This window comes from uncultured Castellaniella sp., from assembly GCF_937988725.1.
Lineage (GTDB): Bacteria > Pseudomonadota > Gammaproteobacteria > Burkholderiales > Burkholderiaceae_B > Castellaniella.
Genome location: NZ_CALKHS010000009.1, coordinates 365,563 through 386,867, shown reverse-complemented (window position 1 = coordinate 386,867; position 21,305 = coordinate 365,563). Strand labels below are relative to the sequence as shown.

Genomic DNA, 21,305 nt, shown 5'->3' with positions numbered 1-21,305 from the left:
CGATGAAGGCCTTGCTCCAATCCTCCATCCAGTCGCTGCCCCTCCTGGGGCGCGGCAAGGTCCGCGACATGTATGCCGTGGGCGAAGACAAACTGCTCATCATCGCCACGGACCGGATCTCGGCCTTCGACGTGATCCTGGACGATCCGATTCCGGGCAAGGGCAAGGTCCTGACTGCCCTGACGGAATTCTGGCTGCGGCGCCTGGGCCACCTGATCCCCACGCACGCCACGGGCATCGCGCCCGAGGACGTGGTGGCGCCCGAAGAGCGGGACCAGGTGGCGGGGCGGGCCATGGTGGTCAAGCGCCTGGAACCCATCCTGGTGGAAGCCGTGGCGCGCGGCTACCTGATCGGCTCGGGCTGGAAGGACTACCAGGCCAGCGGCGCGGTGTGCGGCGTGGCCCTGCCGCCCGGCCTGCGCCAGGCTGAAAAGCTGGCCGAACCCATCTTCACCCCGGCAGCCAAGGCCGAATTCGGCCATCACGACGAAAACGTCGATTTCAATTACGTGGTGGCCCAGGTCGGCGCCGAGCTGGCGGCGGAAATCCGCCGCATGACGCTGGCGCTGTACATCGAAGCCGCCGAATACGCCCGCCGCCAGGGCATCCTGATCGCCGACACGAAGTTCGAATTCGGCCTGGACGCCCGCGGCACCCTGCACCTGATGGACGAAGTCCTGACGCCGGATTCCTCGCGCTTCTGGCCCGCCGACGGCTATGCCGTGGGCATCAGCCCGCCGTCCTTCGACAAGCAGTTCGTGCGCGACTGGCTGGAAACCCAGGACTGGGACAAGACCGCCCCGGCGCCGCGCCTGCCGGCCGACGTGCTGGAACGCACGGCGGCCAAATACCGCGAAGCCCAGGACCGCTTGACCCGGGGGGCGACATGAGTGCGCCGGGCCGTCCCAAGCACGAATTCCCCCTCGGGGGGACGGCGCGTAGCGCCAAGGGGGCGACATGAGTGCGCCGGGCCGTCCCAAGCACGAATTCCCCCTCGGGGGGACGGCGCGTAGCGCCAAGGGGGCGACATGACCGCTGCTTCCCCGGTGGTCGGGCTGATCATGGGCTCGTCCAGCGACTGGGACGTGATGCGCCATGCCGCCGCGGTGTTCGACGAATTCGGCATCGCCCACGAGACCCGGGTGGTGTCGGCGCACCGCATGCCGCTGGACATGGTCGAATACGGCGCCCAGGCCGTCTCGCGGGGCCTGCGGGCCATCGTGGCCGGGGCCGGCGGGGCCGCCCACCTGCCCGGCATGATGGCCGCCCTGACGCCGGTGCCGGTGTTCGGGGTGCCGGTGCCCTCGCGCTATCTGCGCGGCGAAGATTCCCTGCTGTCCATCGTGCAGATGCCCCGGGGAGTGCCCGTGGGCACCTTCGCCATCGGCGAATCGGGGGCGGCCAACGCCGCCTTGCACGTGGTCGCCAATCTGGCCATGACGGATGCCGATCTGCTGCAGCGGCTGCAAGCCTACCGGGCGCGCCAGACGCAGGCGGCCCGCGCCATGGTCGTGCCGCCGGAGGCGGGCTGATGGCCGGCGTCGATGCCGGCCTGCCGGTAGCGCCCGGGGCCTGGCTGGGGGTGATGGGCGGCGGCCAGCTGGGCCGCATGTTCTGCCAGTCGGCCCAGGCGCTGGGCTATCGCGTGGCGGTCCTGGACCCCGACGAATCCAGTCCGGCCGGGATGGTGGCCGACCGCCACATCCGGGCCGCCTATGACGATCCGCAGGGGCTCGACACGCTGGGCCGGCTGTGCGCCGCAGTGACGACCGAATTCGAGAACGTGCCGGCCGACAGCCTGCGCCATCTGGCCCGGCTGTGCCGGACGACGCCCTCGGGGGACGCGGTCGCCATCGCCCAGGATCGCGTGGCCGAGAAGGCCTATCTGCAGGCTTCCGGGGTGCCGGTGGCCGCGCATGCGGCCGTGCTGCGGGCCGACGATCTGGACGCCTGTCCCGCGTCTTTGTTTCCGGGCATCCTCAAGACCGCGCGCCTGGGCTATGACGGCAAGGGCCAGGTCCGGGTGGCGTCCCGTGAAGAAGCCCGGCAGGCGTTCGAATCCCTGAAGGAAGTGGCCTGCGTGCTGGAATCCCTGCAGCCGCTGGACTATGAGATCTCCGTGGTGGTCGCGCGCGGCCTGGATGGCCGCATGGTCACCTATCCGCCTTCGCGCAATGCCCATCGCGACGGCATCCTGGCGGTGTCGGCGGTGGACGGCGCGATCGCGCCCGCCGTGGCGGACGAGGCGCGCCGGCACGCCCTGCGGGTGGCGGAGCACCTGGATTATCACGGGGTGTTGTGCGTCGAATTCTTCGTGCTGCGCGACGGCTCGGTCATCGCCAACGAAATGGCGCCGCGTCCCCACAACAGCGGCCACTACACCCAGGACGGCTGTCTGGTCAGCCAGTTCGAGCAGCAGGCCCGCGTCATGGCCGGCCTGCCCCTGGGCGTGACCGATACCCTGTGCCCCGCGGCCATGCTGAATCTGCTGGGGGACCTGTGGTTCGACCATGATGGACGGCAGCGCGAACCGGATTGGGCGGGGGTGCTGTCCGTGCCCGGCGTGCGCCTGCACCTGTACGCCAAGAGCGAAGCCCGCCCGGGACGCAAGATGGGCCACATCAATATCCTGGGCGCCACGGCGGCCGAGCTGCATGCCCGCATCGCCCAGGTGGCCGGCGTGCTGGGGCTGCCCCATGCCTGACACCATGCAGGCCCGCATCCTGGAAGCCGCCCGCCGGCTGGACCAGGGGCGTCTGGTGGCCTTTCCCACGGAAACCGTCTACGGCCTGGGGGCCGACGCCGAGAATCCGCAGGCCGTGGCCCGCATCTACGCGGCCAAGAAACGCCCCGCCAACCATCCCGTCATCGTCCACCTGGCGCCGGACACCGATCCGTCCTATTGGGCGGCGGCCGTGCCGCTGCAGGCCCGGCAGCTGATGGCGGCGTTCTGGCCGGGGCCTCTGACCCTGATCCTGCCGCGCGCCGACCGGATTCCGGATGCGGTCAGCGGCGGCCAGGACAGCATCGGCCTGCGCTGCCCGGCTCATCCGGTTGCGCAGACCCTGCTGCACGTGTTCGCCGCGCTCAAGCCCCACGGCTGCGGCGGCGTCGCGGCGCCCTCGGCCAATCAGTTCGGCCAGGTGTCGCCGACGCAGGCGGTCCACGTGCGCCAGGCCTTTCCCGAACTGGACGAGCAGGCCCTGATGATTCTGGAGGGCGGCGAATCCCAGGTCGGCATCGAATCGACCATCCTGGATCTGTCGCGCCTGGACCGGGGCGTGGGCCCGACCCTGCTGCGGCCCGGCCAGGTCAATGTGCTGCAATTGGCCGAGGTCCTGGGCGACTTGCCGGCGCTGCCCGATGCGGCGGCGCCCCGCGTGTCCGGCTCGCTCAAGGCGCACTACGCGCCGCATACGCCCGTGGCCCTGGCGGACCCGGCCGCGCTGTCCGCCTGGGCGGCCGGCGCGGGGCCGGCGCCCGCCGCGGCGTGCGCGCCGGCGGGGCAGGCCCTCCGGCGGCTGGCCGTGGTGGTCCTGGATACGCCTCCCGGCCCCGCGCCCGAAGGCGTGGACTGGGTGGTCGTGCGCGACGATCCGGCTCACTATGCCCGCCGCCTGTATGCGCTGCTGCGCGAACTCGATGCCGCCGGTTATGACCGCATCGTGCTGCAGCGCCCGCCCGAGGAGCCCGCCTGGCAGGGCGTCAACGACCGGATCGGCCGGGCGGCGGCCGCGTTTGCCGCCTGAGCGGCGCGCGTCGCGCACCCGCCCGGCGCGGACCGCGGATGCGGTTAAACTGAGAAATTGTCTTCGCCCCGGCCGGCGATCTATGCCCCGGCCGGGCCGTCAGGATGATGAGTCCTGGTGTTGTCCTGGAAACTGCTCATGAAATTCAAGGAATTCGAACCGGGCATGGTGATCCGCCATGGGCCGGTGACGGTGAACGAAGCGGAGATGCTGGCCTTCGCCCGCACCTATGATCCGCAGTGGTTCCATGTGGACGCCGAGCGCGCCCGTTCGGGGCGCTGGGGCGGCCTGATCGCCAGCGGCTGGATGACCTGCGGGATCGCGATGCGCCTGGCGGTCGAGTCCGCCCTGGGGGATTCCGAATCCTTCGGCTCGCCGGGGCTGGAACGCCTGCGCTGGATCCTGCCGGTGCGGCCGGGCGACCAACTACGCCTGGAAGCCACCGTGGATTCGAAGCGGGTATCCTCGTCGCGCGACGATCTGGGCATCATCCGCTGGACCTGGCGCCTGTTCAACCAGGACGACGACCAGGTGCTCGAGGTCGAGGCCACCAGCCTGTTCGAACTCGAACTGCCTGCGGGGCGGTGACCGGCGCCGCTCCAGCGGACCTCGCATGTCAATGTAGTTTCACGCGCGGGGCGCCTCGCCTCAGCAGGAGCCTCCCGAGCGCCAGGGCCGCCGTTTGCAGGACGCCCAGCACCGCCATGTGATGCCGCAGATGCAGGCTCATGTACATGAGGCGCGCCAGGAGCCCTTCGACGAACCAGTTCCTGCCCGACAGTACCCCCATCAGGCTGCCGACCCCCTCCGAATGTCCGACGGAGACTAGCGAGCCATGGTCCCGGAACCGGAATGTCCCGGCCGGTTCGGCTTGACCCGTCACGCGGGCTTGCAGGATGTCGTAGAGGAAAGCGGCCTGTTGGCTGGCCACCTGAGCCTTGGCGGGAAGCGGCCGGTCCCGACCTTCCCAGGGCGCCTGGGCGCAATCGCCCAACGCGAAAACACGGGGATCGCTGGTCTGCAACCTGCCGTCCACCACGACTTGATGATGCCGGTTCGCCTCCAGGCCCAGCTCCGATAGGATGGCCGGCGCTTCTATGCCGGCCGCCCACACGCACAGGTCGGCCGCATGGCGGCGGCCCTCGCTGTCCATGAGGCATCCCGACTCGACACCGGCCACGCGTACCGATGTTTCGATCATGACGCCGCGCTGGCGCAGCAGCTGGCGCGCCTTGCTGGACAGGTTCTCCGGCAAGGCGGAAAGAATGCGGTCCGCCCCTTCGAGCAGGCTGATCTTCACGTCGCGCCCCGGTTCCAGTTCGCCCATCCCGTAGTACGCGAAGCCATTCAGCGCTTCGACCAGCTCGGCCGCGAGCTCGACGCCTGTCGCACCCCCTCCGACAATGGCGATATGCAGCGCATCGTCCGGCTTCAAGAGCGGCGGCGGATCCTCGGCCGCATGGCGTCGATCGCCGGCGCCAGCGCCCGGCATGAGTTCGCCCGAGGCGGTTTTTCCGGATTCTCTCTTGCCATTGAGCTTTGCCAGTTCCCGCAACAGCCGTTCGCGGAAGTTTTCCGCCTGCGCGGTGGAATCCAGTGCAATGGCGTGCTCGGGCGCGCCGGGCGTGCCGAAGAAATTGGATTTGCTGCCGATCGCCAACACCAGGGTGTCGTAGTCGATGCTGCGCGACGGAAAGACCTCCTCGCCCGTCGGGCCATGCGCTGCCTCGAGCCGGACACGCTTCGCGTCGCGATCCAGGCCCTGCAGGGCCCCGTGGATGAATGTGAAACCGCACTGGCGTGCCAGCATGAAATAGGACAGGCCTTCCCGGTGTATGTCCAGGGTGCCCGCCGCGACCTCATGCAGGGATGGCTTCCAGATATGGCTGTCGGCCTTGTCGATCAGGACGATATGTTTCTGGCCGAACTGGCGCCCCAGGCGGGCCGCCAGTTCCAGCCCTCCTGCTCCGCCGCCGACGATCACGACACGGTGCGCGTTCTGCTTCATGGGACTTGCTCCTTGGATGGGTCGGTCACGCCATCGCATGCGCCGCGCTGCACGAAGCGGGCGAATGTCAGGCTTGCAGGACGCCCGGGCAGCACGTGTTGTGCCGCAGGTCCGTCGCCCCCTAGCGGAACACCACCGTCCGCCGCCCGTTCAACAGGATCCGGTGTTCCACGTGCCAGCGCACGGCGCGCGACAGGACCACCGATTCGATGTCGCTGCCGATGCGCGTCAGGTCCTTCGGACCCATGGCGTGATCCACCCGTTCGATGTCCTGCTCGATGATCGGGCCCTCGTCCAGGTCCTGCGTCACGTAGTGCGCGGTGGCGCCGATGATCTTCACGCCCCGCGCGTGAGCCTGGTAATAGGGCCGCGCGCCCTTGAAGCTGGGCAGGAAGCTGTGGTGGATGTTGATCGCGCGGCCTTCCAGGGCGCCGCACAGATCGGACGACAGGATCTGCATGTAGCGGGCCAGCACGACCAGGTCCACGCGTTCGCGATCGACCAGATCCAGGATCTGGCGTTCCTGGGCTGCGCGGGTGTCGGCGGACACCGGCAGATGGTGGAACGGCAGGCCATGGGCCTGCGCCAGCGCCTGGAAATCCGGGTGATTGGACACCACCCCCGCGATTTCCGCCGGCATCTGCCCGCTTTGCACGCGAAACAGCAGGTCGTTCAGGCAGTGGCCCTGGCGGCTGACCAGCACCAGCAGCCGCGCCTTGCGGCGGGCGTCGTGGATCTGGAACTGCATGTTGAAGCGTTCGGCCGCGCTCGCGAAGTCCTCTTGCAGAGTCTCGATGGGAGTGTCGGCCGGCAGGGCGAAATGGACTCTCAGGAAGAACTGCCGGCTGTCGGGGTCGCCGAATTGCTGCGCGTGCACGATGTTGCCGTGCAGCGTCAGCAGCCAGCTGCTGACGGCGTGGACGATGCCCATGCGGTCGGGGCAGGAAAGCGTCAGGATGTAGTCGTGCATGACAGGTCTGATGGGGAAAGGGCCGGCGTCAGTTGCGGGACAGGGGTTCGCTGGCCTGGGTCAGTTCGAAGTCGCCGGCATGGTAGATCAGCGGCGACAGCAGCTGGCGCTGGCAGTGTTCCACCTGGCCGACGAAGATCGTGTGGTCTCCCGCCAGGTGGTGCTGGGTGTTGTGGCATTCGAACCAGGCGGCGCAGCGGGAATCCCCCAGCATCAGGGTTCCGTTGGGCGCGCGGTCCAGCGCCAGGCCGGCGAAGCGGTCGGCGTGCGAACCCTTGGCGAAGCGGCGCGCCAGGTCGATCTGGCTGGCCGACAGGACGTGGATCACATAATGGTCCAGCGCCAGGAACGCCCCCAGCGACGACGCGGTGTGCGTCAGGGTCCACAGGACCATGGGCGGGTCCAGCGACACGGAGCTGAACGAGCTGATGGTCAGGCCCAGCGGAGCGCCGGTGTCCGGATGTTCGGCGGTGACGATGGTCACGCCGGTGGGAAACCGGCCCAGCGCCGAACGGAAATACAGGGACGGGAAATCCGCCGGAGCGGGAGAGGATCGGGTCATGGCGCTCATCAGGGCGCCAGGCGCGTCAGGTTCCAGCCGCCTTCGGCGGTGCGCTCGTACACCAGCCGGTCGTGCAGCCGGGAGGGCCGGCCCTGCCAGAATTCGACGCGCGCCGCCTGCAGGCGGTAGCCCCCCCAATGAGGCGGACGAGGCGGCTCGTCGCCCAGTTCCCGCGTCAGATCCTGGACGCGCTGCGCCAGGGCTTCGTGGCTGATGGGCCGGCTTTGCGGCGATGCCCAGGCGCCGATGCGCGACCCCAGGGGCCGGCTGGCATAGTAGGCGTCGGACTCGGCGGCCGGCACGGGAACCACGCCGCCTTCGATGCGGACCTGCCGTTCCAGTTCGGGCCAGAAGAACAGCAGGCTGGCGTGCGGGTTGGCGTTCAGTTCCCCGCCCTTGCGCGACTGGTAGTTGGTGTAGAAGACGAATCCCTGATCATCGAAGCCCTTCAGCAGCACGATCCGGGCGGAAGGACGCCCGGAGGCGTCGGCCGTCGCCAGCGTCATGGCGGTGGGTTCGCGGACCTCGCTGTGCAGGGCCTGTTCGAACCATTGGCCGAATTGCGCATAGGGGTCCGCGGCGGCGGCGGATTCCAGCAGTTCGAACTTCTGATAGGTCTGGCGGATATCGGCGATGGACATGATGACGGTTCAGGGACGGAAGGATTCAGGGGATTGAAGGGCGCGCACGATGGCCTGCAGGCGCCGGTCCGGGATGCCGGCCTCGGTCAGGGCCTGGGCCGTCTGCAGCACGTAGTCGGTGCAGGCGCCGTAGCGCCCGTGACCCTGGCGCACGGCGGCCACGATCTGGGGGATGGACAGGCCGTGCGCGTAGCCGCTGTCCTGGCGGTTCATCGTGAAGACCAGCCCCGAAACGGGGCCTCCGTCCGTGTGGCAGCGCAGCCAGCGCGGGATGTAGGCGGCGCTGGCCATTTCGCGCCGCCACAGGGCGGGCAGGATGTCGGGCGCCTGGCGGGCGGCGATCCGGAAGGCGCGGCCGGTGCAGGCCCCGCCCAGGTCCAGCCCGAACACCAGCCCGGGCTGTTCGGGCGTGCCGCGGTTGATGCGCGACCACAGGCACAGCGCCCGGTGGTAGCCGTGGACGCGCGCCTGGCGGGATTCGAGAAAATCGAATTCGGGCCGCCAGATCAGCGATCCGTAGCCGAAGACCCAGAGATCGGTGCGACCGTCCCAGTGCAGCAGGGTCTGCCGGATGGATTCCGCGTGCCAGTCGGCGTCCCGCAGCCGGAATGCCTCGGGCGGCGGTGGCTGGCAGATGGAGCGGGGCGCAAGTGCGTTCACGGGAACCGGGCGGATGGCTGGAAATTGAATGCTACTTATTGTAGAGGACTTGGGGCGGCTCTGAATCGCGGCCCGCGCCGGCGGTGGGGGCGGAGGCCCGCCCGTGGCAAAATGCTGCTTTCAGCGCTTCGCAAGTCTTCATGATGTCCAGCCCGGATCCGATCCCGTTTTCCGATGCCGCCCCGGCCGCCCCCGCCGCCGATCTGGACCGCCGTTTCGGCGGGCTGGACCGCCTGTATGGAGAGGGCGCCTGGCGGCGGCTGTCCGCCCTGCATGTGGTCGTGGCCGGCATCGGCGGGGTCGGCGCCTGGTGCGTCGAAGCCCTGGCGCGTTCCGGGGTGGGGGCGCTGACGCTGGTGGACATGGACCACATCGCCGAATCCAACGTCAACCGCCAGGCGCATGCCCTGGGCAGCACGCTGGGCATGGCCAAGATCCGCGCCATGGGCGACCGGGTGCGCGACATCCATCCCGGCTGCCGGGTGACGGAAATCGACGATTTCGTCAGCGCCGGGAATCTGGGGGCCATCCTGTCGGCCGGCCCGGCCGGCGTCCTGCTGGACTGCACCGACCAGGTCCCGGCCAAGATCGCCATGATCCTGCAGGCGCGCGACGCGGGCTGGCCGCTGCTGGTGTGCGGCGGGGCGGGCGGCAAGACCGACCCCCTGGCCCTGCGGGCGGGGGACCTGTCCGCGGCGACCCACGATGCCTTGCTGGGCCGCATCCGCCAGGATCTGCGCCAGCGCCATGGCTACCCGAAGGGCGGCGCGGCGGGCGGCAAGCCCCGGCGGCGGGTGCCGCGCATGGGGGTGCCCTGCCTGTGGTTCGACCAGCCGGTGGTGCTGCCCTCGGCATGGACCCGGCCGGAGGCCGCCTGCGCCGTGCCCGAAGCCGGCGCCGCCGCCCCCCAGGGGCTGTCCTGCGCCGGGTATGGTTCCGTGGTGACGGTCACGGCCAGCATGGGCCTGGCGGCCGCGGACTGGGCCTTGCGGCAGGGCCTGGCGGCGCAGGGCTGAAGCCTTCTCCTGCGGCGCGCCGCGCCAGGGGCGTCGCGCGTCAGTCTCCTGTCAGCCTGTCCCTGTAGTTTCTGGGCTGGTGTAGCATGTTGGCACCATAATAATTCAGGAACCATCCGCGTTTCGGGTGTCTGTCAGGATGCCGGGGCTGCAGGATGACAGGAGACGACATCATGCAGAAAATCCGCGAATTCCATCGGCAGTCCGTGCAGGATCGGGATGCCTTCTGGGCCCGCGAAGCCCAGCGCATCCACTGGGAAACCCCCTTCACCCAGGTGCTGGATTATTCCAATCCGCCGTTCGCGCGCTGGTTCGTGGGCGGGCGCACCAACCTGTGCTACAACGCGGTGGATCGCTGGCTGGACACGCAGGCCGATCAGCCCGCGCTGATCTGGGTGTCCACGGAAGTCGAACAGGAAATCGTCTACACCCGCGCCGAACTCTCCCGCGAGGTGAACGCCGCCGCCGCCATCCTGCAGCAGCTGGGCGTGGAGCAGGGCGACCGGGTGCTGATCTATCTGCCCATGATTCCCCAGGCGGCGTTCTTCATGCTGGCCTGCGCCCGCATCGGCGCCATCCATTCGGTGGTCTTCGGCGGCTTCGCGTCCCATAACCTGGCGCAGCGCATCGACGACGCCGAGCCCAGGGTCATCATCTCCACCGACGCCGGTTCGCGCGGCGGGCGCCCGATCGCCTACAAGCCGCTGCTGGACCAGGCCATCGCGCAGTGCGCGCATGGCCCCGAACATGTCGTGCTGGTCAACCGCGGCCTGGCGGCCATGGACCTGACCGCGGGCCGCGACCTGGATTACGCCACCCTGCGGGCCCGCCATCTGGATGCGCAGGTGCCGGTGGTCTGGCTGGAATCCAGTTCGCCCAGCTACATCCTGTACACCTCGGGCACGACGGGCAACCCCAAAGGCGTGCAGCGCGACGTGGGCGGCTACGCCGTGGCCCTGTGCGCATCCATGGAATACGTGTTCGGCGGCAAGCCGGGCGACGTCTATTTTTCCAGCAGCGACGTGGGCTGGGTGGTGGGGCATTCCTATGTGGTCTACGGGCCGCTGCTGAACGGCCAGGCCACCGTCATGTACGAGGGCACGCCGGTGCGCCCCGACGCCGCCATCCTGTGGCGCATCATCGAGACCCATCGGGTCAACGCGCTGTTCTCCGCGCCGACCGCCATCCGGGTGCTGAAAAAGCACGATCCGGCCCTGCTCACGCGCCACGACCTGTCCAGCCTGGACCGCATCTACCTGGCGGGCGAACCGCTGGACGAGCTGACCGGCCAGTGGCTGTCCGAAGCGCTGGGCAAGCCCGTCATCGATAACTACTGGCAGACGGAGACCGGCTGGCCGATCCTGTCGGCGCAGCCCGGGGTCGAGGAAATCCCCCCGCGCTTCGGCAGCCCCACGGTGCCGGTCTACGGCTTCGACGTGCGGGTCGTCGACGAATCCACCGGTCAGGACTGCGGTCCCAACCGCAAGGGCGTCGTGGCCATCGAACCGCCCCTGCCGCCGGGGGCCATGAGCACGATCTGGGGCAATGACGAACGCTTCGTGCAGACCTATTTCCGGTCCTTCCCGGGGCGCCTGACCTATTCCACGTCCGACTGGGGCCTGGTGGACGACGACGGCTACTGGTTCATCCTGGGGCGCACCGACGACGTCATCAACGTCGCCGGCCATCGCCTGGGCACCCGCGAAATCGAAGAGTCCGTGAACACCCATCCGGCCGTGGCCGAGTCGGCGGTGGTCGGCGTGGCCGATCAGCTGAAGGGCCAGGAAGCCATGGCCTTCGCCGTGCTGCGTAATCCGGCGCTGCTCGACGAGGCGGGCGGCCGCGACCGCCTGGAAGCCGAGATCAAGCGCGTCATCGAACAGCGCAACGGCGCCGTGGCCCGGCCCGCCCGCATCATGTTCGTCAACAGCCTGCCGAAGACGCGTTCCGGCAAGGTCCTGCGCCGCGCCATCGTGGCCCTGTGCGAAGGGCGCGATCCCGGCGACCTGACCACCATCGAGGATCCGGGCGCCCTCGACCAGATCCGTTCCGTGCTGTGAGCGATCAGCGGGACCAGCCCCGTTCGCCCGAGGCGGCAGGCGCGGCCGGCGGGCCGGGGGGCCGCGCCGGCGCCCTGAGGCCCGGCGTGGGGCGGCGCGAGGTCTGGTCCTGGGCGATGTACGACTTCGCCAATTCCGGCTACACCACGGTCGTCCTGACGACGGTGTTCAATGCCTATTTCGTCGGGGTGGTGGCGGCCGGCCATGCCTGGGGCACGCTGGCGCTGACCGCGGCCCTGTCCCTGTCGTACCTGATCGTGATGGTGTCCATGCCCGCGCTGGGCGCGCGCGCCGACGCCCGCGCCGGCCACCGCCGCCTGCTGTTTTCCAGCACGGCGGGCTGCGTGCTGGCGACGGCCGTGCTGGCCAGCGTCGGCCCCGGAGACATCGCCTGGGGCCTGTTCTGGCTGGCCGCGTCCAACGTGTTCTACTGCGTCGGGGAATCCGCCGTGGCGTCTTTCCTGCCCGGACTGGCCCGCCCGGAATCCATGGGCCGCGTGTCCGGCTGGGGCTGGAGCTTCGGCTATTGCGGCGGCATGCTGGCCCTGGGGCTGGCCTTGTGGGTGGCGAGCGACGCCGGATCGCGGGGGCTGCCGGCCCAGGACTATGTCCCCTGGATCATGGGCCTGACGGCGGGCTTCTTCGCCCTGGCGGCGCTGCCTTCATTCCTCTGGCTGCGCGAGCCGGCCAGCACGGCGACCGCCCCGGCGCTGGCCGTGCTGGCGCAGCTGCGCCGCGCCTGGCAAGAAACCCGCCGCGACTATCCGGATTTCCGCCGCCTGCTGATGTGCATCGCGTGCTATCAGGCGGGCATCACGGTAGTCATCACCCTGTCGGCCGTCTATGCCACCGAGGTCATGGGTTTCGACATGCGCCAGACCATGATGCTGGTGTTCCTGGTGAACATCGCCGCCGCGATCGGCGCCTTCGGCTTCGGCTACCTGCAGGACCGCATCGGCCACAAGCGGGCGCTGGCCATCACGCTGTGCGGCTGGCTGGTCATGGTGGGGCTGGCGGTATCGGCGCAATCCTTGCCGGTGTTCTGGTCGGCGGCGGGCCTGGCGGGTTTGTGCATGGGCACCAGCCAGAGCGCGGGACGGGCCATGGTGGGCGTGCTGGCCCCGGCGCGCCGGCCGGCCGAGTTCTTCGCCCTGTGGACCTTCGCGGTGCAACTGGCCGCCGTCGTCGGGCCGCTGACCTACGGTCTGCTGGTGTGGCTGACGCAGGGCAATCACCGGGCGGCGCTGCTGGCGACGGGGGTGTTCTTCCTGGCCGGCCTGTGGCTGCTGGGCCGCCTGGATTTCGTCCGGGGGCAGCAGGATCGGGATGCGCGGATTGAGCCCGGCTGAGCCCTCCGGGGGCGGGTTGCATCTGTCAGAATCAAGTAAGGCTCGTGCAGTACGGTAACAGGTAACACAATTCAAACATGATGTGAATCACATCACTCAAAAGGAGCGAGCGAAATGCCTACGGAGATTGAATCCATATTGGTGGAAAACCGCGTGTTTCCGCCGCCGGCTGATCTGGTCAAGCAGGCCAACGTGTCCGGGATGGAAGGCTACAAGGCCCTGTGCGACGAAGCCAGCCGGGACCCGAATGCATTCTGGGCGCGCCTGGCCAACGAGAACCTGGTGTGGGAAAAACCTTTCACCCAGGTGCTGGACGAATCCAACAAGCCCTTCTACAAGTTCTATCCCGATGGCAAGCTGAACGTCTCGGCCAACTGTCTGGACAAGCACCTGGGCACACCGGCGGAAAACCGCGTCGCCCTGATTTTCGAAGCCGATGACGGCAAGGTCACGAAGGTCACGTACAAAGAACTGCACGCCCGCGTGTCGCAGTTCGCCAACGCGATCAAGTCGCTGGGCTTCAAGACCGGCGAGCGCGCCGTCATCTACCTGCCCATGTCGATCGAGGCGGTGGTGGCCATGCAGGCCTGCGCCCGCCTGGGCATCATCCATTCGGTGGTGTTCGGCGGCTTCTCGGCCAAGAGCATCCACGAACGCACGGTGGACGTCGGCGCCACGCTGATCATCACGGCCGACGCGCAGATCCGCGGCGGCAAGACCATCGCCCTGAAGAGCGCGGTGGACGAAGCCCTGGCCATGGGCGGCTGCGAGGCCGTGCGCAAGGTCATCACCTACAAGCGCGCCGGTTCCGACGTCAACTGGGACGCCAAGCGCGACCTGTGGTGGCACGATGCGATCCAGGGCCAGTCCAGCGACTGCCCGCCGGTGCCCGTCGATGCCGACCACCCGCTGTTCATCCTGTACACGTCCGGTTCCACGGGCAAGCCCAAGGGCGTGCAGCATTCCAGCGCCGGCTTCCTGCTGTGGTCGCTGATGACCATGAAATGGACCTTCGACTCCAAGCCGACCGACGTGTTCTGGTGCACGGCCGACGTGGGCTGGGTCACGGGACACTCCTACGTCACGTACGGCCCCCTGGCCGCCGGCGTCACGCAGGTGGTGTTCGAGGGCGTGCCCACGTATCCCGATGCGGGCCGCTTCTGGAAAATGATCCAGGAACACAAGGTCTCGGTGTTCTACACGGCGCCGACGGCCATCCGTTCGCTGACCAAGGCGTCCGAGGCCGACGCCAAGGTCCATCCGAAATCCTACGATCTCAGCAGCCTGCGCATCATCGGCTCGGTGGGCGAACCGATCAATCCGGAAGCCTGGGTCTGGTACTACAACAACGTCGGCGGCCAGCGCTGCCCGGTGATCGACACCTGGTGGCAGACGGAAACCGGCGCGCACATGATCACGCCGCTGCCGGGCGTGACGCCGCTCAAGCCCGGTTCCTGCACGCTGCCGCTGCCCGGCATCGATGCCGCCATCGTCGACGAGACCGGTGAAGAGGTCGAGCGCGGCAAGGGCGGCTTCCTGGTGATCCGTCGTCCGTGGCCGTCGATGATCCGCACGATCTGGGGCGATCCCGAACGCTTCAAGAAGACCTATTTCCCGGAAGAGCTGAAAGGCTACTATCTGGCCGGCGACGGCGCCCAGCGCGACAAGGACGGCTATTTCTGGATCATGGGCCGCATCGACGACGTGCTGAACGTCTCGGGCCACCGCCTGGGCACGATGGAAGTCGAATCGGCCCTGGTGGCGCACGAACTGGTGGCGGAGGCCGCCGTGGTGGGCCGCCCCGACGACACGACGGGCGAGGCCGTGGTGGCCTTCGTGGTGCTCAACGGCCCGTTGCCGCAGGGCGACGATGCCGCCGCGATGGCCAAGCTGCTGCGCGACTGGGTGGCGAAGGAAATCGGCCCCATCGCCAAGCCGCGCGAGATCCGCTTCGGCGAGAACCTGCCCAAGACGCGTTCGGGCAAGATCATGCGCCGCCTGCTGCGCGTGGTGGCCAAGGGCGAACCGATCACGCAGGACGTTTCCACGCTGGAAAATCCCGGCATCCTGGACCAGCTGGCCCAGGTGCGGTAAAGAGTGTTGAACGGCGCCCTGTGATCCAGGGCGGCGGACACAGCCAAAGAGGCGGGGGGATCCCCCGCCTCTTTTTTCATGGCGATCGGCATGCCCCGCCTGCGCTTGCTCCGCGGTCGGGGCCTGCCTCCGGATGAAAGCGCGATCTATTCGGACGGTGCTGCCAGCAGCAGTCCTAGCAGTCTGGGCAGCGCGGAGGAATCCGCGCTGCCCAGGCCCAGCGTGCCGATGGCCTGCCGCAGCGCCTGGCAGCGCGCGGGGCCCAGCGCAGGCTCAGCCATCGCGGTGAATTTATCCTCGATTTCCGCGTCGGTGAGGGGCGCTTCCGCGTCGCCGCGCGCTGTGTGGGGGGCGGATTGCACCGTACGTCCATCGCGCAGGACGATCGTGGCGTTCGCCCAGCGTTCGGCGGGAAAGCGCTGGCTGTATGCGGGGTTTTCGCTGATGACCATGTCTTCGCTGAGCCGCCATGTCAGGCGATCCTGTAACGCCGGGCCGCTGATTTCCCCGACGCCCAACCGGCCATGGCGCAGGGCGGCGGCGACCGAGAACGGCAGGCTGTACTGGGCCTGTTCGGTGGTGTCAGGGTGTCGCGTGGCCAGCCGCGAGGCTTCGTAGAAAGTCGAAATGCGGATTTCGGCGATCTCCGCTGCTTGCAGGGCATGAGTGCGGGCAAGGGATAGGGCGGCCTCGACTGCCGGCTGTGCCCAGCGGCATACAGGGTATGGCTTGAAATACTGCTCCATGATGGTCCACCGCCGGCCCGCATCCTGCCAGCAGTCGGTCACGGCCTCGTCTTCCAGTGTCGCTGCCGGCGCGCCGGTGAAGCCGTCGGCGGCCAGCAGGGCTGCCGATACGCCCGTCATCGCCCCCCAGCCGGAGCCGTCCTTGACCATGGTCGGATGATCGATGCAGCGCATCATCTGGCTGCGGGGACCGAAGTATTCCGCGATGCCCAAAGCTTCTCGTGTGCGGTTCACGTCCAGCGCCAGGGCGCGGGCCGTCAACGCCGCCGCGCCGATCGAATTCCAGGCGCCCGAGGTGTGGTAGTCGCATGCGGTGGCATGCAGGGCGATTCCCGCGCGAGTGGCGATTTCGTAGCCCAGCGCCAGGGCCGCCAGGAATTCCCGCCCGTCCCGGATCAAGCCGGCATCCGCCAGGGCGGTGACGACGGGAAAGATGGTGACGCCGACGTGGCCTTTGGTAAGCACATGGCCGTCATGAGCGTCGACGCTGTCGATGGTGGCGGCGCCAGCCAGCGCCATGCCCGGGAGGCTGACGGCGCGCCCATCGAACAGCATCCTGGCCCCGCGTGTCGTGGCACCGTATTGCGCGGCAGCATGATTGCGGATGATTCTCGACAGCTCGGTACCGGTTCCGGCGGCGGCGACGCCACACAGATCCAGCAGGCAGCGGCGCGCCTGCGCCACGACCTGTTCCGGCAGGTCTTCGAAGCGCAGTGCGTGGATGAGCTGCAGGACATGGTGTGAGTGGTTGGGCATGATCGGCTTCTTTGATATTGCTGGGAACGTGGCGGCGGCTGACGTTTATGTCTTCGGCCCGTACTGCCGTATGAGTTCGTGCTTCAGCACCTTGCCGCTCGGATTGAGGGGGAGTTGTTCAGCGAAGAAGAACCGGCGTGGTCGCTTGAAGGCGGCCAGCAGGCCGCTGCCTTGGCAGAAGGAATCGATGCCGGCGGCGTCCAGTTGAGGGTCCGACCGGACGATGACCGCAGTGACCGTGTGTCCCCATTGCGGGTCGGGCAGGCCGATGACAGCAGCTTCCCGGACGCCGGGGCAGCGGTACAGCACCTCTTCGACTTCGCGCGGGTAGATGTTCTCGCCTCCGGAGACGATCATGTCGTCGGTACGTCCCTGGAAAGAGTAGTAACCGTCGGCGTCCTGGCTGAACAGGTCTCCGGTGTAGAGCCAGCCGTGCTTCATCTTGCGGGCCGTTTCGGCGGGATTGTTCCAGTAGCCAGTCATCATTTGGGGGCCCTGCACAATCAGTTGACCCACGGCGCCCGCTGGGACGGTTTCGTCGGGAGGGACGTCGCGCTGCGGATCGTGGGGGATGATCCTGGCCTGGGAAACCAGAGTGGGCTTGCCACAGGACCCCGGGCGCGCCAGGGCGTCCTCGGGGTGCAGAAGCAGGGTGAGGCTCGCTTCGGTCATGCCATAGCCGTTGTACAACCCACTGCAGAATTCGCGCAGCACCCTTTCCATGGTGGCTGCGGCGATGGCGGCGCCGCCCGTCGTGATCATGCGCAGGGAAGACACGTCGAAGTCCCGGAAGCGAGGGTGGAACAGCATCTGCTGGATCTGGGTGGGAACCGCGAATAGAGTCGTGATGCTTTCGGCCTGGATCGCCTCCAGCGTGTTGCCCGCCTCATAGAGGCTCATGATGATGTTCGTGCCGCCTACGAGCACGTGCGGCAGGAAGTAGGCCTGCATGCCGCCCACGTGATAGAGCGGCGCGATGTGCAGCGCCCGGTCCGCGGCGCAGAGGCTGTACTCCATCGTGCAGTTCATGGCGATGGCGACGTCGTTTGCGTGGGTGTGCATGACGCCTTTCGGGCGGCCGGTCGTACCGGAGGTATACACCAGAGCGGAGAGTTGTTCGGCCTCGGCGCGGTAGTCGGGCTCCGCCGCGTTGCCACCGTCGGCCAGCGTTTCATAATCGTGATGGCCCGCCGGGATTGATGCGCCTGGCGGCGCGACTGCGATGAAGTCATGGGTGCTGCGGACATCCCGCGCGGCGGCCTGGGCGCTGGGAGCGAGTGACTGGCTGTAGGCCAGCACCCGTGCGCCCGAATCGCGCAGAATGTGGGCGACTTCCGCCGCCGCCAGACGAAAGTTCATCGGCACGACCACGGCGCCGATCTTCTGGCAAGCGAAGTACAGAGTCGCGGATGCCTCGTCCGTCTTCAGATAGAGCGCGACACGGTCCAGCGGACGCACGCCCATGTCCGACAGGGCGTGGCAGATGCGGTTGATCCTGGCGTTCCAGGCGGCGTAGGTCCAGCGCCGGCCTTCGAAGACCAGAGCTTCTTTGGTCGGATGCCGGTCCACCGTCTGGGTGAGAATCGAGGAGACGTTCATGTGAGGGGCCGTCATCAGAGATTGGGTTTGATCGAAGGCATGTCGGCGCTGGCAATGAGGTACTTCACCATTTCAGTGGTGCCTCCAACGATGGTGAGGGCGCGCGCGTCGCGGTAGATCTGTTCGGCGCGGCCATATTCTTTGGTCAGGCCATCTCCGCCCAGGATCTGGACCGTCGCATCGGCGCAGAACAGGGCGGTTTCGGTGGCGACCAGCTTGGCCATCGATGCCGGTTTCATCAGTTCCTTGGCGCTGAGCGTGCCGGCGTCGTAGAGCAGCGCCGCTCGGTAGGTGAGCAGCTCGGCGGCATCGATGCGCCAGCTCATCTCGGCGATGCGGTCCCAAATCAGCTGCTTGCAGCCCAGCTTCTGCCCGAAGCTGTTGCGCCGCTGCGCATGATCTGTGGCAATGTCGAAGGCGGCTCGCGCCTGGCCCAGGCCTGAGCCGCCCAGGATGATGCGTTCGAAATTGAACATGCCCAGCATGATGCGGAACCCCTCGTCCCGCCGGCCCAGCAAGTGGTCGGCCGGTACGCGGCAGTCCTTGAACTCGACCTCTCCGACGACGCAGCCGCGTCGTCCCATGAATGTATAAGTGCGGGGGAAGTGGATGCCGGGCGTGTCCTTGGGGACGACGACTGCGCTCATGCCTTTCTGTGCCGCCACGGCCGGGTTGCTGATGCCGTAGACGATGTAGGTGTCGGCCACGGATGCGTTCGAGATATAGCGTTTGAACCCGTTGATGATCCATTCCTTGCTCGCGTCGTCGAATTCGATCCGGGTCTGCATGCCCGCGCTGTCCGAGCCCACGTTGGGTTCGGTCACGCAGATCGCGCCCACTTCGCTGCCGCCGATGATGCCGTCCAGATAACGCGCCCGGATGTCGGGCAGGGCGTAGCGGTGCAGCGGGTAGGCGCAGGAAATCGCGGTGGCGATGGTCGTCTCGAACGCGTAGTTGACCGCGGCGGCTTCTTCGGACAGGATCGTGGCATGGACCAGACCGGGCGCCGACAGCGGGCCTCGGTAGAGATCCGGGAACATCAATGTCAGGTAGTGTTCCCTGCCCAGCGCCTGGACGACGGCCTTGACCGCCTCCCAGTCCTGTCTGTTTTCGATGGCGTCGGCCCGGGGGGCGAGTTCGCTCTGCAGAAAGTGGCGGGCGGCGGCGCGGAACTCGCGCGCTTCCGGATCCAGAAGATAGTCCTTCATCGTGTGTCCTGTGACCGTGTGGTGTTGCGGATGCGTGTCATGCGGTCAGTCGCTTGTCCGGGGTCTGTCGGGATTGTCCAGGATGCGCTGCAGCTCTCGCAGGTTCAGTTCGGGGTTGCTGTCCCGGAGGGTGGGCAGGTTGAAGCGCGCCCGGCGCACGGCGTCGTAGTCCAGATCGGCGAAGGCCAGACCGGTCTTGCCTTCGGGCGCCCGCGCCAGGACTTGCCCTTGCGGATCGAGAATGCGTGACCCTCCCCAGAATCGGGTGTCGTTTTCCTGCCCTAGCCGGTTGGACATGAGGATCGGGGTGCCGTACATCATGGCGTAGAAGCGTGTGGCCAGGTCCCAGCCCTGGGGGTTGGAGAAGTCGCCGCCGACGGCTCCCAGGGCGGAGCTGATGGGCGCCAGCAGCACAGTGGCCCCCTGCAGCATGGCCAGATGCACCAGTGCGGGATTCCACAGGTCGGCACAGATCAAGAGGCCGGCCTTCCATGGCCCGCGAATCGGGCATATGTCCACGTGCCGGCCGGCAGCGTACAGCTTGCCTTCCTCCAGCCCCCCATAGGTGGGCAGATTGATTTTGCGGTGTACGAAGCGCACGGCCCCGTCGCGCGCCACGGCCATGACGTTGTACAGCTGTGCGGCCGGCGCTTCTTCCACGAAGCCGAAGACGACGTCGATGCCCTGGGCCGCCGTCGCCAGTTCGCGGATGATGGCGTGGTCGGCGCGCCGGGCCAGCGACAGGGCCGCGTCGCCCAGGCTGTAGCCGGTCAGGGACAGTTCCGGGAACAGCAGCAGGTCCGCCTGTTGTGCGCGGGCCTCTTCGATGAGCGTCAGGTGCAGGCCCAGGTTGTGGGCTACGTCGCCACATCGCCCTTCGATCTGGGCGACGGCGGTGCGTAGGCATGGGGCGTCGGTCATGATGTCAGTCCTTTGCGCGCGAATGGCTGGGCCGGATGCGTTCAGATCAGCCCTTTTTCCTTGAGAAAAGCCTGGCAGACGTCGCTGATGGATTTGTGATCGACGTCGACCTGGGCGTTCAGGTGAGCCATGGTCTTGTCGTCCAGCACGGCGGACAGGCCATTCAGGGTGTCGGCCAGCTTGGGATTCTTGGCCAGGACGGCCTGACGGACGACCGGTGTCAGCGCATAGGAAGGGAAGAAGCCCTTGCTATCCGTCAGGACGACGAAGTCGAAGGCGGGAATGCGCCCGTCCGTGGCGAAGACCAGCGCCACGTCCACCTGCTTGTCGCGCAGCGCCTGGTAGGTCAGACCCGTGTCCATGCGCTTGATGTTGGCGCGTTTGAATTCGAAGCCATAGGTTTCCTGCAACGGCTTGAGGCCGTCGGCGCGAGCGTAGAACTCGGCATTGACGGCGAAGGCCAGGTCTTTGCCGCCGTTCAGGGCTGTCGCCAGATCATTGATCGTGTGGATACCCAGGCTGTCGGCTTCCTGGCGGCGCATGGCCAGCGCATAGGTGTTGTTGGCTTTGGAAGGATTCAGCCAGACCAGTCCCTTGGCTGCGTCCAGTTCTTTGACTTTGGCGTAGCCGGCCTGCGCCGACAGGGAGGTTGTCACTTTGTTGTAGACGATGAGCGACGTGCCGGTGTATTCCCAGTAGACGTCGATCTGGCCGTTTTCCTGTGCCTTGCGCAGCACGGCGCTGCCCATGCCGGCCCGCGTATCGACCGCGTGGCCTTTGGCCTTCAGCAGTTGGCTGGTCATCTCCGCCATGATCTGCTGCTCGGTGAAGTTCTTGCCGCCGACCACGATGGCGTCGGCGGCCGCAGCCTGGCCGGCAAAGGCGAGGAGAGCGGTGGCGGCGCATGCCTGTACGAGTTTGAAAAGCTGCATTTGTCTGCTCCTTGGGGGTGAATGTCTGCGCTTG

19 protein-coding genes are annotated in these 21,305 nt (G+C 67.7%); 9 read left to right on the top strand and 10 right to left on the bottom strand.

What is annotated here, in order from left to right:
- Positions 1 to 2: 2 nt before the first annotated feature.
- The 5 genes from Q0263_RS09320 (at position 3) to Q0263_RS09300 (ending at position 4,337) form a co-directional block, all read left to right on the top strand.
- Complete coding sequence (locus Q0263_RS09320; RefSeq protein WP_298015496.1) at positions 3 to 890, top strand: phosphoribosylaminoimidazolesuccinocarboxamide synthase; 888 nt, start codon at positions 3 to 5, stop codon at positions 888 to 890.
- A gap of 138 nt (positions 891 to 1,028) precedes the next feature.
- Entirely contained in the window at positions 1,029 to 1,532 is a 504-nt protein-coding gene (gene purE / locus Q0263_RS09315) for a 5-(carboxyamino)imidazole ribonucleotide mutase (protein WP_298015495.1), read from the top strand.
- Positions 1,532 to 2,704, top strand: coding sequence for a 5-(carboxyamino)imidazole ribonucleotide synthase (locus Q0263_RS09310; RefSeq protein ID WP_298015494.1), 1,173 nt, complete (start codon positions 1,532 to 1,534; stop codon positions 2,702 to 2,704). Before purE ends, Q0263_RS09310 begins: the two co-directional genes overlap by 1 nt.
- 4 nt (positions 2,705 to 2,708) lie before the next feature.
- The gene (locus Q0263_RS09305) at positions 2,709 to 3,749 is read left to right on the top strand and encodes an L-threonylcarbamoyladenylate synthase (RefSeq protein WP_298015694.1); all 1,041 of its coding nucleotides are present in this window, start codon (positions 2,709 to 2,711) and stop codon (positions 3,747 to 3,749) included.
- A 138-nt stretch (positions 3,750 to 3,887) separates the two neighbouring features.
- Complete coding sequence (locus tag Q0263_RS09300; protein ID WP_298015493.1) at positions 3,888 to 4,337, top strand: MaoC family dehydratase; 450 nt, start codon at positions 3,888 to 3,890, stop codon at positions 4,335 to 4,337.
- A gap of 28 nt (positions 4,338 to 4,365) precedes the next feature.
- Here the strand turns inward: Q0263_RS09300 and Q0263_RS09295 are convergent, their stop codons facing one another.
- The 5 genes from Q0263_RS09295 to Q0263_RS09275 all read right to left on the bottom strand — a co-directional run bounded on the left by Q0263_RS09295 (position 4,366) and on the right by Q0263_RS09275 (position 8,503).
- Entirely contained in the window at positions 4,366 to 5,757 is a 1,392-nt protein-coding gene (locus Q0263_RS09295; protein ID WP_298015492.1) for an NAD(P)/FAD-dependent oxidoreductase, read from the bottom strand.
- Between the two features lie 121 nt (positions 5,758 to 5,878).
- The gene (gene purU, locus Q0263_RS09290) at positions 5,879 to 6,727 is read right to left on the bottom strand and encodes a formyltetrahydrofolate deformylase (RefSeq protein WP_298015491.1); all 849 of its coding nucleotides are present in this window, start codon (positions 6,725 to 6,727) and stop codon (positions 5,879 to 5,881) included.
- Between the two features lie 28 nt (positions 6,728 to 6,755).
- Complete coding sequence (locus Q0263_RS09285; protein ID WP_298015490.1) at positions 6,756 to 7,289, bottom strand: flavin reductase family protein; 534 nt, start codon at positions 7,287 to 7,289, stop codon at positions 6,756 to 6,758.
- Positions 7,290 to 7,297: 8 nt separating this feature from the next.
- Entirely contained in the window at positions 7,298 to 7,930 is a 633-nt protein-coding gene (pdxH, locus tag Q0263_RS09280; protein ID WP_298015489.1) for a pyridoxamine 5'-phosphate oxidase, read from the bottom strand.
- A 9-nt stretch (positions 7,931 to 7,939) separates the two neighbouring features.
- Positions 7,940 to 8,503, bottom strand: coding sequence for a gamma-glutamylcyclotransferase (locus Q0263_RS09275; RefSeq protein ID WP_298015693.1), 564 nt, complete (start codon positions 8,501 to 8,503; stop codon positions 7,940 to 7,942).
- 230 nt (positions 8,504 to 8,733) lie between these two features.
- Here Q0263_RS09275 and Q0263_RS09270 point away from each other — a divergent pair, with 230 nt between their 5' ends.
- The 4 genes from Q0263_RS09270 to acs all read left to right on the top strand — a co-directional run bounded on the left by Q0263_RS09270 (position 8,734) and on the right by acs (position 15,109).
- Positions 8,734 to 9,606 (top strand): tRNA threonylcarbamoyladenosine dehydratase, encoded by an 873-nt coding sequence (locus Q0263_RS09270; protein ID WP_298015692.1) that lies wholly within the window; start codon positions 8,734 to 8,736, stop codon positions 9,604 to 9,606.
- A gap of 173 nt (positions 9,607 to 9,779) precedes the next feature.
- Positions 9,780 to 11,666 carry a propionate--CoA ligase gene (locus Q0263_RS09265; protein ID WP_298015488.1) on the top strand — a complete coding sequence of 629 codons (1,887 nt, stop codon included), beginning with the start codon at positions 9,780 to 9,782 and terminating at the stop codon, positions 11,664 to 11,666.
- A 74-nt stretch (positions 11,667 to 11,740) separates the two neighbouring features.
- Complete coding sequence (locus Q0263_RS09260) at positions 11,741 to 13,015, top strand: MFS transporter (protein WP_366140699.1); 1,275 nt, start codon at positions 11,741 to 11,743, stop codon at positions 13,013 to 13,015.
- Positions 13,016 to 13,129: 114 nt separating this feature from the next.
- Positions 13,130 to 15,109, top strand: a complete 1,980-nt coding sequence (gene acs / locus Q0263_RS09255) for an acetate--CoA ligase (RefSeq protein WP_298015487.1) — start codon at positions 13,130 to 13,132, stop codon at positions 15,107 to 15,109.
- Between the two features lie 146 nt (positions 15,110 to 15,255).
- Here the strand turns inward: acs and Q0263_RS09250 are convergent, their stop codons facing one another.
- The 5 genes from Q0263_RS09250 to Q0263_RS09230 are packed head-to-tail and all read right to left on the bottom strand — an operon-like array spanning position 15,256 to position 21,271.
- Positions 15,256 to 16,611, bottom strand: coding sequence for an MmgE/PrpD family protein (locus tag Q0263_RS09250; protein WP_298015486.1), 1,356 nt, complete (start codon positions 16,609 to 16,611; stop codon positions 15,256 to 15,258).
- A 45-nt stretch (positions 16,612 to 16,656) separates the two neighbouring features.
- Positions 16,657 to 18,225, bottom strand: a complete 1,569-nt coding sequence (locus Q0263_RS09245) for a long-chain-fatty-acid--CoA ligase (RefSeq protein ID WP_298015485.1) — start codon at positions 18,223 to 18,225, stop codon at positions 16,657 to 16,659.
- Positions 18,225 to 19,418, bottom strand: coding sequence for an acyl-CoA dehydrogenase (locus Q0263_RS09240; protein WP_298015484.1), 1,194 nt, complete (start codon positions 19,416 to 19,418; stop codon positions 18,225 to 18,227). The genes Q0263_RS09245 and Q0263_RS09240 overlap by 1 nt, the downstream gene beginning before the upstream one ends.
- Before the next feature lie 45 nt (positions 19,419 to 19,463).
- Positions 19,464 to 20,339, bottom strand: coding sequence for a nitrilase-related carbon-nitrogen hydrolase (locus tag Q0263_RS09235; protein WP_298015483.1), 876 nt, complete (start codon positions 20,337 to 20,339; stop codon positions 19,464 to 19,466).
- Between the two features lie 41 nt (positions 20,340 to 20,380).
- Complete coding sequence (locus Q0263_RS09230; RefSeq protein WP_298015482.1) at positions 20,381 to 21,271, bottom strand: glycine betaine ABC transporter substrate-binding protein; 891 nt, start codon at positions 21,269 to 21,271, stop codon at positions 20,381 to 20,383.
- Between the last annotated feature and the right edge of the window lie 34 nt (positions 21,272 to 21,305).